10 protein-coding genes are annotated in these 12,887 nt (G+C 73.8%); 4 read left to right on the forward strand and 6 right to left on the reverse strand.

Annotated elements, in window-relative coordinates:
- Nucleotides 1-5: 5 nt before the first annotated feature.
- Both uraH and uraD read right to left on the reverse strand, forming a co-directional pair.
- Entirely contained in the window at nucleotides 6-398 is a 393-nt protein-coding gene (gene uraH, locus O7626_RS21045) for a hydroxyisourate hydrolase (protein ID WP_278062852.1), read from the reverse strand.
- Nucleotides 399-465: 67 nt separating this feature from the next.
- On the reverse strand, nucleotides 466-1,044 hold the full coding sequence (gene uraD, locus O7626_RS21050; RefSeq protein WP_278062853.1) for a 2-oxo-4-hydroxy-4-carboxy-5-ureidoimidazoline decarboxylase: 579 nt from the start codon (nucleotides 1,042-1,044) through the stop codon (nucleotides 466-468).
- A gap of 78 nt (nucleotides 1,045-1,122) precedes the next feature.
- Between uraD and O7626_RS21055 the strand changes: the two genes are divergently transcribed.
- Entirely contained in the window at nucleotides 1,123-2,856 is a 1,734-nt protein-coding gene (locus tag O7626_RS21055) for a PucR family transcriptional regulator (RefSeq protein WP_278062854.1), read from the forward strand.
- Nucleotides 2,857-2,985: 129 nt separating this feature from the next.
- Here O7626_RS21055 and O7626_RS21060 read toward each other — a convergent pair whose 3' ends face one another.
- Entirely contained in the window at nucleotides 2,986-3,585 is a 600-nt protein-coding gene (locus O7626_RS21060; RefSeq protein WP_278062855.1) for a nucleotidyltransferase family protein, read from the reverse strand.
- A 242-nt stretch (nucleotides 3,586-3,827) separates the two neighbouring features.
- Here O7626_RS21060 and O7626_RS21065 point away from each other — a divergent pair, with 242 nt between their 5' ends.
- Nucleotides 3,828-4,634, forward strand: coding sequence for a SigB/SigF/SigG family RNA polymerase sigma factor (locus O7626_RS21065; RefSeq protein ID WP_278062856.1), 807 nt, complete (start codon nucleotides 3,828-3,830; stop codon nucleotides 4,632-4,634).
- Nucleotides 4,635-4,855: 221 nt separating this feature from the next.
- On the opposite strand, the gene O7626_RS21070 is transcribed toward O7626_RS21065, so the two are convergent.
- Together O7626_RS21070 and O7626_RS21075 are read right to left on the reverse strand one after the other, a co-directional pair.
- Complete coding sequence (locus O7626_RS21070; RefSeq protein ID WP_278062857.1) at nucleotides 4,856-5,287, reverse strand: VOC family protein; 432 nt, start codon at nucleotides 5,285-5,287, stop codon at nucleotides 4,856-4,858.
- Nucleotides 5,288-5,296: 9 nt separating this feature from the next.
- Nucleotides 5,297-5,755, reverse strand: coding sequence for an AraC family transcriptional regulator (locus O7626_RS21075; protein WP_278062858.1), 459 nt, complete (start codon nucleotides 5,753-5,755; stop codon nucleotides 5,297-5,299).
- A gap of 126 nt (nucleotides 5,756-5,881) precedes the next feature.
- Here O7626_RS21075 and hrpB point away from each other — a divergent pair, with 126 nt between their 5' ends.
- The gene (hrpB, locus tag O7626_RS21080; protein WP_278062859.1) at nucleotides 5,882-8,470 is read left to right on the forward strand and encodes an ATP-dependent helicase HrpB; all 2,589 of its coding nucleotides are present in this window, start codon (nucleotides 5,882-5,884) and stop codon (nucleotides 8,468-8,470) included.
- A gap of 114 nt (nucleotides 8,471-8,584) precedes the next feature.
- On the opposite strand, the gene O7626_RS21085 is transcribed toward hrpB, so the two are convergent.
- Nucleotides 8,585-9,313: a protein phosphatase 2C domain-containing protein gene (locus tag O7626_RS21085; protein ID WP_278062860.1), complete on the reverse strand. Its 729-nt coding sequence runs from the start codon at nucleotides 9,311-9,313 to the stop codon at nucleotides 8,585-8,587.
- Between the two features lie 305 nt (nucleotides 9,314-9,618).
- Here O7626_RS21085 and O7626_RS21090 point away from each other — a divergent pair, with 305 nt between their 5' ends.
- Nucleotides 9,619-12,708 carry a glycoside hydrolase family 9 protein gene (locus O7626_RS21090; RefSeq protein WP_278062861.1) on the forward strand — a complete coding sequence of 1,030 codons (3,090 nt, stop codon included), beginning with the start codon at nucleotides 9,619-9,621 and terminating at the stop codon, nucleotides 12,706-12,708.
- The last annotated feature ends 179 nt before the right edge of the window (nucleotides 12,709-12,887 follow it).

Consider the following 12,887-nt stretch of genomic DNA (forward strand, 5'->3'; position numbering starts at 1 on the left):
CCTCCTCAGCTTCCCCGGTAGGTGGTGTAGCCGTACGGGCTGAGCAGCAGCGGCACGTGGTGGTGCCGGTCCGGCTCGGTGATCTGGAAGGCGACCACGATCTCCGGGAAGAACGCCTCGCCCGGCGGGTAGAGCCGATCGACCTGGAACACCAGCCGGTAGCCGCCGGCCTGCCCGCCGCGCAGTGGCACCCGGTCCAGCAGCGGCGTCCAGTCGGCGAGCCGGCCGTCGGCGTCGGTCCGGCCCTGCGCCACCGGGGTCCAGCCGCCGCTGTCCCGCCGGTCCAGCCGGACGGGGATGTCGGCGGCCGGTGTCCCGCGTGCGGTGTCCAGCACGTGCGTGGAGATCCGGACCAGGCCGTCCGGCGGCGTGCTGCCGCCCCCGCGGTCGCCGCTCACGTCAGCAGCCTCCTCAGGTCAGCAACCCGGTTCACGTCAGCAGCCCCGGTCAGGTCAGCAACCCGGTTCACGTCAGCAGCCTCCTCAGCCGGAGCAGGGCGATCTGCCGCAGTTCCTCCCGGACCACCTCGCGCTCGGTTCCGGGGTCGTTGCCGAGCCGCCGCAGGGCCGCTGCGAGCAGTTGTTCCTCGGTACGCCCGTCGGCGAAGACCAGGAAGAGGTGGCCGAACCGCTGCTCGTACTCCCGGTTGGCCCGGGCGAGCGCGGCCCGGGTGTCAAGGTCGGCACCGTCCAGGCCGGACTGTTCCCGGCGGGACCAGGCCGACTCCCGGTCGGTGCCGGCCGGCCGCTCGCCGATCCGCGGATGCGCGGCCAGTGCCCGCGCCACCTCCGGCCAGCCCAGCTGCCGCAGCGCGGCGTCGGCCACCGTCAGCACCGCTGGGAGATCCGGGTACGGCCGCCCGGCGGCGACCAGCCGGGCCCAGTCCGGTACGGCGCAGCAGGCGAGCAGTTCCGCCTCGGCCTCGGCGGCGGGCCGCCGGTTGAACTCGTCGAGTGTCGCGCTGACGGTGGCCACCTGGATCACCTCCTGCGGTAGCGAGAAGTACAGCAGCCGGCGACCGTCGGGGTGAACCGGCGCGATCACCGAAACCCGCCCCGACCGCCGTATCGTTTTCGTAGATTCCTCCAACCGGCCACGCCGCCGGGATCGGACGGGTACGCGATGCTGCTGCGCGAGGCACTGGACCGGCCCCAGTTGCGGCTGACCCTGCTCACCGGCGAGGCCGGCCTGGACCGCCCGGTCAGTCGGGTCTACGTCACCGACCTGCCCGACCCGCGCCGCTACCTCTCCGGCGGCGAGATCGTGTTGACCGGGCTGATGTGGCGCCGCCGCGCGGACGACTCGGACGGGTTCGTGGCCGCCTGCGCCGCCGCCGGAGTGGCCGCGATCGGTGCCGGCGACGCGGCGTACGGGTCGGTGCCGCCGGATCTCGTCACGGCCTGCCACCGGTACGGCGTACCGCTGTTCGAGGTGCCGGTCGAGGTCTCCTTCCGGGAGATCATCGACGAGGTGACCCCGACCCTGTGGGCACGTCGGGCGAACGGGCTGGCCACGGTGCTCGGCCGGTACCGGGGACTGGTCGCGGCGATGGCCGGCGGCGCCCGGCTGGCCGACCTGCTCCAGCCGGTCGCCGCCGACCTCTCCGTCGACTGCTGGGTGCTGACCTCGACCGGGCGGACCGTCGCCGGTACCGGGCCGCTGCCGGGCGAGACCCGCCGCCGGCTGGCGACCTCGTTCCTGGCCGCCGGCCGGTTGCCGGTGCTGGTCGAGGCCGGCGGCCGGCGGAGCTGGCTGGTCGCCGTCCCCGGCCGTCCCGAGCACCGGCTCGCCGGCTGGCTGCTGGCCTGCGCGGACGCCACCGAACCCACCGGAGCCACCGAACCCACCGAACCCACGGTCGCCGAAACCGCCGGAGCCACCCGGCCCGCCGAATCCGCCGAACCAGCCCGCCCCACGTCCGCCGAGCCCGTCGCTGGTACCGGCCGCACCGGGACCGCCACCTCCACCGCCGGCACCGCCCGGTCCGGCACCGCCGGCACCGCCCCGCCGGCCGGGCTACCCGAGGCGGCGGCCGAGTTGGTCAGCCTGGTGGCGCTGGAGCGGGCCCACGCCGACGAGGCGGGCCGGGTGGAACGGCGACTCGCCGACCAGCTCGGCGCGGTGCTCTGCACAGGTACGTCTCCGGCGGAACTGCGGGCGGCCCTCTCCTCCGGTGGGCTGCCGCCCCGGTCGGCTCTGCTGGTGGTGGCCGTCCGGTTGACCGGACTGACCACGCCACCGGAGCTGGCGGTCGCGGTAGCCGAGGAGATCGTCCGGTCGACGACCCTGCCGGCCATGGTCACCGGGGCGGCCCGCCCCGGCACGGTGCTCGCCGTGCTCGCCGGCGGGCGGACCGAACTGGCCGGAGTGCCCGAGACGCTCCGGGACACGGTCTCGGGGCTGGTGCCGGGGCTCGGTCCCGGGCGGCTCGCGGTGGGGGTCAGCGGACCGGTAGGCGAGCCGGGCGGGCTGCCGGGTGCCGTGGAGCAGGCCGAGCACGCCCTGACGACCGCGCTGGCCGGCTCCGGCGGCCCCGGCACCGTGGTCTCGGCCGGTGACCTGGCCTCGCACCTGCTGCTGCTCTCCGGCGTACCTCCGGAGGCGAGGCGGGCGTTCCGGGACCGGGTGCTCGGTCCGGTGCTGGCCTACGACGAGGCGCACGACGCCGACCTGGTCGGCACGCTTGACGAGTTCCTGGCCTGTTCCGGGTCGTGGAGCCGGGCGGCCGAACGGCTGCACCTGCACGTCAACACCCTGCGCTACCGGATCGGCCGGATCGAGCAGCTCACCGGGCGCGACCTGTCCCGCTTTCCCGACCGGGTCGACTTCCACCTCGCGCTGCGCCTGCCGCACTGACCCGCCACGCCGCCCGGCGTACCACCGGCGGTCCGGCCGGTCTCCCATCGCCGAGTGCCCCCGGCCGCCGGGTCAGCACGGGGTCGCCGGGTCAACCCCCGGCCGCCGGGTCAGTCCCTGTTTGCTGGGTCAGCGCGCGGTCGTGGGCGGGACGTCGAGGTCGGTGTCGTCCGCGACGTCGTCGCAGGGTACGACCACCAGCCGCGACTCGTGCCGGCGCAGGTACGGCCGGGCCCCGACGTCGCCGACCGCCAGTTCCGCCACCCCGGGCCAGTGTGCCCGGCCGAGCAGCACCGGATGGCCGCGCCGGCTGCCGTAGCCGGCCAGGCCCAGCGCGTCCGGTGCGGCGATCCCGACCAGCCGGTGCACCGCCTCGGCGGTGATCCCGGGCATGTCGACAAGCAGGACGACCACCGCGACGGCCCCGGAGTCCCGCAGGGCCGCCAGCCCGGTCCGCAGCGACGAACCCATCCCGGTCGCCCAGTGCGGGTTCTCCACCGTGACCGCGTCGCCGAGTTCGGCCCGGGCGCGGACCGTCGGCGCGGCGGCGCCGAGCACCGCGACCACCGGCCCGCACCCACCGGCCCGGGCGACCCGCACCGCGCGTTCGACGAGTAGCCGGCCGTCGAGGCGGACCAGTGCCTTGGGGCCGCCGTACCGCCGTCCGGCGCCGGCGGCGAGCACCAGACCAGCGACCGATGCCGACTCGTCCGGGGCGAGATGGCTCACGTCCGGAGCCTAGTTCAGGCATAAAGATCTCGACAGAGTGTCCCATGTCATTCATATTTGCCCGTTTTATACATCAGCCGTTCGGCTAGCCTCAGCCGATACCAACGGGCTAAGGTGACACCTGAACAGCCATACGCCACCACCCGAACCACCACATGAACCCGACACCACACGAACCCGCACCACCACATGAACCCGCACCGGACAACCACGTCCCCGCCCACGACGCAGGGAGACCCACCATGACCACCACCACAGCCACGAAGACCACCACCAAGACCGCCGCCAAACCCAACCTCAACGACACCGCCACCGACCTGCTGCACGCCATGGCAGCCCTCCCCACCCACCACCCCTCCCGCGCCACCCTCCGCGACAAAGCCATCGAAGCCTGGCTCCCCCTGGCCAACCACCTCGCCCACCGCTACAGCGGACGCGGCGAACCCACCGACGACCTCACCCAAACCGCCGCCGTCGGCCTCATCAAAGCCATCGACAAATACGACCCCACCCGCGGCGTCGACTTCGCCGGCTACGCCATCCCCACCATCATCGGCGAACTCAAACGACACTTCCGCGACCGCACCTGGGACATCCGCGTCCCCCGCCGCCTCCAGGAACTCCGCCTCGCCATCAGCGAAGCCAACAGCAACCTCCTACAAACCCTCGGCCGCTCCCCCACCATCACCGACATCGCCACCCACCTCAACCTCACCGAAGAAGAAGTCCTCGAAGGCCTCGAAGGCGCCCGCGCCTACAACGCCGTCTCCCTGTCCACCCCCACCGGCGACGGCGAACGCACCACCGAACTCGGCGACCTCCTCGGCACCGAAGACAACCAATACGAACTCGCCGAACTCCGCGTCGCCCTCGGCCCCGCCCTCGCCACCCTCGACGAACGCGAACAGAAAATCCTCACCCTCCGCTTCTACGGCAACCTCACCCAATCCCAGATCGCCGAACAAATCGGCGTCTCCCAAATGCACATCAGCCGCCTCCTCACCCGCGCCCTCACCAAACTCCGCGGCCAACTCGCCGACACGTACTGAGCTTGCCGACAGGTACTTAGCTCGCCGACAGGTACTGAGCGCCAGCCCAGGAGCAGGTACGGCAGGGCAGGAGCACATACGGCAGCCCAGCAGCACGCACGCCTCCGCCGGTGTCCGGCGGCCCGAGCGGGACTACCGCGCCGGCCACCGGACACCGGCGGAGGCGTTTCCGGCAGCCCTGTCAGTCCGCCGGGACCCGAGCGGGTCGGCCGCCGGTGGCTTCAGTCGAAGTCGGCGGCGGAGTACTCCCGCGGCTCGACCAGTACCAGCCAGTTTCCCGAGTTGTCCCGGGCGACCGCCTCGACCCCGTACGGGCGCTCCTGCGGCGGGTGGACGAACTCGACGCCCCTGGCGGTCAACTCGTCGAACGTCCGGCGGCAGTCGTCGACGTTCAGGCCGAGCCCGAACACCCCGCCGGCATCCATCTCCCGGTTGATCGCGTCCACCATCTCCGCCGAGTACGGCGGTCCGGGCAGGGTCAGGTGCACCTGCACCTCCGGCTGCTTCGGGTGTCTGACGGTGCACCAGCGGTAGGAACCGTCCGCCAGGGTGATGTCGGTGTGCTCCTCGAAGCCGAGCACGTCGAGATAGAACGCCTTGGAGGCGTCGATGTCCTGCACGAAAACGCTGACGATCGAGATGTTGGTAATCATGTGACCAGGCTAGGAGCGGTCGCCGGCCCCGGGCTTCTCCCCGGTTGCGGAGCCGCGCCGCTCGGCCAGCCCCCACATGAAGACGAAGCAACCCGGGATCCGGGGCGCACCGCTGGCGGCCCAGCGACGCTGGAACTCGCTCGGCGTCTCGCCGACCAGCTCCCTGAACCGGCTGCTGAACGAGCCCAGGCTGGTGAAGCCGACCGCGTGGCAGACCTCGGTCACGGTGAGGTTGCTGGTCCGCAGCAGGTCCTGCGCCCGCTCCACCCGCCGGCGGCTCAGGTGCTCCGCCGGGGAGACGCCGTAGGTCGCGGTGAAGAGGCGCTGGAAGTGGAATTTGCTGATCCCGGCGATCGCGGCGAGGGTGGCCAGGTCCAGCGGCTCGGCGAAGTGCCGGTCGGCGTGGTCGCGGGCCCGGCGCAGGTGCACCAGTACGTCTCCGGGGGCCCGGCGCGGCGGCACGCTCACGACGAGCCAGTCTAGGCGACCGACGTCGCCGACCCGCAGGTCACGGCCTTGCCCGTGCCGGGCAGCCAGGTGTCGCCCCGAGGACCGGAGTCCGGCCGGGGCAGCTGCCGGTGCGACACTGGCCCGGTGTCACCGCCCGAGCCCGTAGCCGAGCTGCCGGTCCGGCGCGTCCTGCCGGCCCTGGTGGCGGCGCTGGCCGAGCACGGCGCCGCCGTGCTGGTGGCGCCGCCCGGGGCCGGCAAGACCACGCTGGTGCCGCTGGCCCTGGCCGAGCAGGTCGAGGGTCGGGTCGTCGTCGCCCAGCCGCGCCGGGTCGCGGCCCGGGCCGCCGCCCGCCGGATGGCCCAGCTACGCGGCGAGCGGGTCGGCGAAACCGTCGGGTACGCGGTGCGCGGCGAGCGCCGGACCAGCGCCCGTACCCGGATCGAGGTGGTCACCACCGGTCTGCTCGTGCAGCGGCTCCAGCACGATCCCGAGTTGCCCGGCACCGGCGCCGTACTGCTCGACGAGGCGCACGAGCGGCAGCTCGACGCCGACCTGGCCCTGGCGTTCGGCGTCGAGGTCCGAGCGGCGCTCCGGCCCGAGCTGTGGCTGCTGGCGATGTCGGCGACCGCCGAGGAGGAGCGGCTCGGCGCACTGCTCGGCACGGCGGCGGAGCCGGCTCCGGTGCTGCGCGCCGAGGGTCGGGCGTACCCGGTGGACGTGGTCTGGGCTCCGCCGCCCCGGCCGGTGGACCCGCCGCACGGGCTGCGGGTGGATCCCCGGCTGCTCGACCACGTTGCCGCGACCGTACGCCGGGCGCTGGCCGGGAGCGACGGCGACCTGCTGGTCTTCCTGCCCGGTGCCGGGGAGATCAACGGTGTCGCCGCCCGCCTGTCCGACCTCCCCGGCACCGACCTGGTCCGCCTGCACGGCCGGCAGTCCGGCGCCGAACAGGACGCCGCGCTCCGCCCGGCCGCCGGGCGACGCCGGGTGGTGCTGGCCACCGCCGTCGCGGAGACCAGCCTCACCGTGCCCGGGGTGCGGGTGGTGGTCGACGCCGGGCTGAGTCGGGTGGCCCGGACGGATCTGGCCCGTGGGCTCGGCGCGCTGGTGACCGTGCCGGTGTCCCGGGCGGCGGCGACGCAGCGGGCCGGGCGGGCCGGGCGGGAGGCGCCGGGCCGGGTCTACCGGTGCTGGTCGGCGGCGGAGCACGACCGGCTGCCGGCGCAGCCCGAGCCGGAGATCGCAGTCGCCGACCTCACCGCGTTCGCGCTCCAGCTCGCCTGCTGGGGACGCCCGGACGGCACCGGGCTGGCCCTGCCGGATCCGCCTCCGGCCGCGGCGATGCAGGTCGCCCGGGGCACCCTGGAGGCGCTCGGCGCGGTCACCCCGGACGGCCGGGCCAGCGGGCGGGGCCGGGCGATGGCGGCGGTCGGCGCGCATCCCCGGCTGGCTCGGGCGCTGCTGGACGGTGCCGCCCCGGTCGGGGCCCGCCGGGCCGCCGAGGTGGTGGCGGTGCTCGCCGAGCCCGGTCCCGGTGACGACCTGGTCGCCACCTGGCGCCGGCTCCGCTCGGGTACGGAGCCGGCCGGCGCGACCTGGCGGGCGGAGGTGGCCCGGCTGCGCTCCGCCCTCACCGAGTCGCCGGCTCCGGCGGAGCACGACGAGCAGCAGAGCGCCCCGGACGGGCAGCCGGCCTGGCGCGGCGGGCGACAGCGTGGGCGGGGCGGCGGGCGCGACGCCGTGGAGTTGCCGGACGACCTGGCCGCCGGGTTGCTGGTCGGGCTGGCGTACCCGGAGCGGCTGGCCCGGGCGCGGCAGCCGGGCGGGCAGGCGTACCTGATGGCCGGCGGCACCGCGGCGGACCTGGCGCCGGGCTCGGCGCTGGCCGGCGCGGAATGGCTGGCGATCGCGGTGGCCGACCGGGCGCCGGGGCGGCGGGGCGCGACGATCCGGCAGGCGGCGGTGCTGGACGAGGCTACCGCCAGGGAGGCCGGCGCGGCGCTGCTGCGGCGGGAGCAGGAGATCGCCTGGTCCGGTGGGGACGTGCTGGCCCGCGAGGTGGAGCGGCTGGGTGCGATCGTGCTGCTGGACCGCCCGCTGGCCCGCCCCGACCCGGCCCGGGTCGCCGCCGCGCTCCGGGACGGGCTGCGCCAGGTCGGCCTCGACCTGTTGACCTGGAGCCCGCAGGCGCACCAGTTGCGCGCCCGGCTCGCGTTCTGCCGGCAGGCGCTCGGCGGCGGGTGGCCGGAGATGACCGACGCGGCGCTGCTGGACCGGGCCGACGAGTGGCTCGGCCCGGAGCTGGCCGCCGCCCGGCGCCGGGCCGACCTGGCCCGGATCGACGTACCGGCCGCGCTGCGTCGGCTGCTGCCGTGGCGGGAGGCGGGCCGGCTGGACGAGCTGGCCCCGGAGCGGCTGGCCGTACCGAGCGGGTCGCGGCACCGGGTGGACTACTCCGATCCGGCGGCACCGGTGCTGGCGGTCAAGTTGCAGGAGACGTTCGGCTGGCGGAACGTGCCACGGATCGCCGACGGGCGGGTACCGGTGCTGCTGCACCTGCTCTCCCCGGCCGGTCGTCCGGTCGCGGTGACCCGGGATCTCGCCTCGTTCTGGCGGACCGGTTATCCGCAGGTACGCGCCGAGCTGCGCGGCCGGTACCCGAGGCACCCGTGGCCGGCGGACCCGACCGAGGCGGCCCCGACCCGTGGCCTGCAACCCCGGCGTCGCTGAGCCCGACACCCCGCGTACCCGTCGGGAGAAGACCGGCGTACCCGTCGGGAGAAGACCGGCGTACCCGTCGGGAGAAGACCGGCGTACCCGTCGGGACGGCCGGCGGGGATGCGGTCAGGGGGTGTCGACGACGTCCGCGACCACGACGGTGATGTTGTCCGGTCCGCCGGCCCGCAGGGCCAGGTCGACAAGCCGCTGTGCGCAGCCGGCCGGATCGGGGTAGTCGAGCAGTGCCTCCGCCAGGCTCTCCGGTCGGACCACATTGGACAGCCCGTCGCTGCACAGCATCCACCGGTCGCCGGTCTGCGGCACCACCGTTGTGTACGTCGGGGTGACCGGCTCGCCCTGCAACGCCCGGGTGACCACCGCCCGGCGGGGGTGGCTGTGCGCCTCGTCCGGGCTGATCACCCCCTCGTCGACGAGCATCTGCACGAAGGTGTCGTCCCGGGTGAGCTGGGTCATCGTGCCGCCGCGCAGCAGGTACGCCCGGGAGTCGCCGACGTGGGCCAGGGCGAGGCAGCTGCCGGTGCGGGCCAGCAGCAGCGCGGTGAGGGTGGTGCCCATGCCCTGCCGCTCCGGGTCCTCGGTGATCGCCTGCCGGATGCCGGCGCTGGCGCTGTCCACCGCTCCCTGCAAGGCCGCGACCAGCCCCTCCTCCGGGGTCTCCACGTCCAGCGGCCGGATCGCGTCGATGGCGATGCAACTGGCGAGGTCTCCGGCGGCCATCCCGCCCATGCCGTCGGCCACGGCCAGCAGCCAGGGTCCGGCGTGCACGGAATCCTGGTTCGCGCCCCGGATCAGGCCACGGTCGCTCACCGCCACGGATCGCAGCTTCAGGCTCATGGCAGGCAGCCTGCCAAAAAGACGGCCGAAATGCTTGCAGTAGATCACCATCAGCGTGCAGTGGCTCTCGAAATTTACCGTACGTGGCTACGGTGATCACGAACCGCGAGCCGTTCCGGGGCCGGTAGCTGGGGCGCCGCGCCCCACCGGCGGCGAATTCTATCCAGCGAGGTCGATTGACATGCCAGAAACGGACTGGCAACATCGGCTCCGTATTGGGAGCGCTCCCAGAAGTGCTGCCGATTCCCCACCCCGAATCCGAGCACCACCCCCGCCAGCCCGAGTGCCACCGGAAGGGAACCCCCGTGCTCCGACCCCGCCACCGCCACCGCCGGGCCTCCCGCCCGGTCACCCTGCTCGCCACCGCCGCCCTGCTGCTCACCGGCACCGCCACCGGGGCACAGGCCCGCCCCGACGGCACCGCCGGAACCCTGGCGGCCGCCGAACACATCGTCAACGGCACCTTCACCGACAGCACCGCGCCGTGGTGGTCGACCGCCAACCTCACCCTGGCCGCGGTCGACGGCCAGCTCTGCACCGAGGTGCCGGCCGGGCTGGCCAACCCCTGGGACGCCAGCCTCGGCCACAACGCGATCCCGCTCGGCGACGGCGCCAGCTACGCACTGAGTTTCCGCGCCTCGACGAGCGTCCCGGTGACGGTGAAGGCGAACGTGCAGCTCAACGAGGAGCCGTACACCACGGTCTTCTCCCGGGACGTCGCGCTCGACGCCACCGCCGAGGAGTTCGGGTCCGAGTTCACCGGCACCCTCGACTCCACCAACGGCACCCTCACGTTCCAGCTCGGCGGCGCCGCCGAGGCGTACACGTTCTGCCTGGACGACGTCTCGCTGAGCAGTGACGCCGACACCGGGCCGCCGCCCGGCGGGGCCGAGCAACTCGACAACGGCGACTTCGCCGACGGCACCACCGGCTGGTTCTCCTACGGCACCACCTCGACCGGCGTCACCGACGGACGGCTCTGCTCCGTCGTGCCGGGCGGACTGGCGAACCCGTGGGACGGCGGCGTCGGGCAGAACGACGTGACGCTTGTCAGCGGCGAGTCGTACACGCTCTCCTTCGACGCCTCTGCCACGCCCGGCGCGAAGGTGCGGGTGGCGGTGCAGCTCGGCGTCGACCCGTACACGTCGTTCTTCGCCGAGGACATCACCTTCGGCCCGGAGGCGCAGCACGTCGAGCGGACCTTCACCGCCAGCGCCGACACCACCGCCGCCCAGCTCGCCTTCCAGGTCGGCGGCAACGCCGACGGGTACACGTTCTGCCTGGACAACGCCTCGCTGCTCGGCGGCGAGGAGGAGCCGCCGTACGAGCCGGACACCGGGCCGCGGGTCCGGGTCAACCAGGTCGGCTACCTGCCGGCCGGGCCGAAGAACGCCACGATCGTCACCGAGGCGACCGAGCCGCTCGGCTGGCAGCTCAAGTCGGCCGCCGGTGCCGTGGTGGCCAGCGGGCAGAGCACCCCGCGCGGCGTCGACCGGGCGTCGGCACAGAACGTGCACAGCGTCGACTTCTCCGGCTACCGCACCCCGGGCACCGGCTACACGCTCACCGCCGACGGCGAGACGAGTCACCCGTTCGACATCTCGGCCGACGTCTGGAAGCAGCTCCGTTCCGACTCGCTCCAGTTCTTCTACATCCAGCGCAGCGGCATCGCCATCGACGGCGACCTGGTCGGCGAGGAGTTCGCCCGGCCGGCCGGGCACCTCGGGGTGGCGCCGAACCGGGGCGACACCGACGTACCCTGCCAGCCCGGCGTCTGCGACTACCGCCTCGACGTACGCGGCGGCTGGTACGACGCCGGTGACCACGGCAAGTACGTGGTGAACGGCGGCATCGCCACCTACCAGCTGCTGAGCGCCTTCGAGCGGACCAAGACCGCGCCCACCGCCGGCGGCGGGGCGGCGCTCGGCGACAGCACCCTGCGGCTGCCGGAACGCGACAACGGCGTGCCGGACATCCTCGACGAGGCGCGCTGGGAACTGGAGTTCCTGCTCCGGATGCAGGTGCCGGCCGGCAGGCCGCTGGCCGGGATGGCGCACCACAAGATGCACGACCGGAACTGGACCGGGCTGCCCCTGCAACCCGAGGACGACCCGGAGCTGCGCGAGCTGCACCCGCCGTCCACCCCCGCGACGCTGAACCTGGCCGCCACCGCCGCGCAGTGCGCCCGGCTGTACGCACCGTACGACGCCGCGTTCGCGCAGCGCTGCCGGACCGCCGCCACCACGGCGTACGCGGCGGCCAAGGCGAACCCGACCCGGTACGCCGACCCGAACGACGGCAACGGCGGCGGCTCGTACGCCGACGGCGACGTCACCGACGAGTTCTACTGGGCCGCCGCCGAGCTGTACCTGAGCACCGGCGGAGCGTCCTACCTGGCCGACCTGACCGCCTCGCCGCACCACACCGACGACGAGGTGTTCGGGGCCCACGGCTTCGGCTGGGGCAGCACCGCCGCGCTCGGCCGGCTCGACCTGGCCACCGTGCCGAGCGGCCTGTCCACGGCCGAGCGGGACCGGCTGCGCGCCTCGGTGGTGGCCGCCGCCGACGGCTACCTGGCGACCGCGCAGGGCCAGGCGTACGGCCTGCCGATGCCGGGCACCCCGAACAGCTACTTCTGGGGCGCCAACAGCAACATCATCAACAACGCGGTGGTGCTGGCCACCGCCTTCGACCTGACCGGACAGCCGAAGTACCGGGACGGCGCGGTGCAGGGGATGGACTACATCTTCGGCCGCAACGCGCTGAACCAGTCGTACGTGACCGGGTGGGGCGAGAAGGCGGCGGAGAACCAGCACAGCCGGATCTTCGGCAACCAGTACGACGAGTCGCTGCCGAACCCGCCGGCCGGTTCGATCGCCGGTGGCGCCAACGCCAGCCTCGACGACCCGTTCGTCGAGGAGTTGCTGGCCGGTTGCGCGCCGATGTTCTGCTACGTCGACGACATCGCCTCGTACTCCACCAACGAGGTGGCGATCAACTGGAACTCGGCGCTGGCCTGGATCGCCTCGTTCCTGGCCGACCAGGGCGGCAGCACCTCGGTGCCGGCCGGCGCAGGCTGCCGGGTGAGCTACCTCAACCACGGCGCCTGGGCCGAGGGTGGCGGGTTCACCGCGCAGGCCACCGTCACCAACACCGGCACCGCCCCGATCAACGGCTGGACGCTGAGCTTCGCGTTCAACGGCGACCAGAAGGTCCGGGACGCGTGGATGGCGAAGGTGACCCAGGCGGGTGCCCGGGTCACCGCGCGGGGCGAGTCGTACAACTCGCGGATCATGCCGGGCGCCAGCCAGATGTTCGGCTTCAACGCCACCACAGCCGGTGGCCCGAACCCGAACCCGACCCTCTTCACCGTCAACGGGGTGCCCTGCACCTGACGTGCAAGGAAGGGCCCCTGCTTATACAAAAAGCGATAAGCAGGGGCCCTTCCTTGCACCACCGGTGAGCCTGGACCGACGCGTGTCGGTCCGGGCTCACCGGCGTCTGTGGGTCGATCGGCGGTCGGCACTTCGGGCCGGGGCACCCGGTACGTCCAGCGAGTCCGCCCGGGACGGCC

Origin of the sequence: Micromonospora sp. WMMD1102 (assembly GCF_029626265.1) — a bacterium.
Classification (GTDB): Bacteria; Actinomycetota; Actinomycetes; order Mycobacteriales; family Micromonosporaceae; genus Plantactinospora.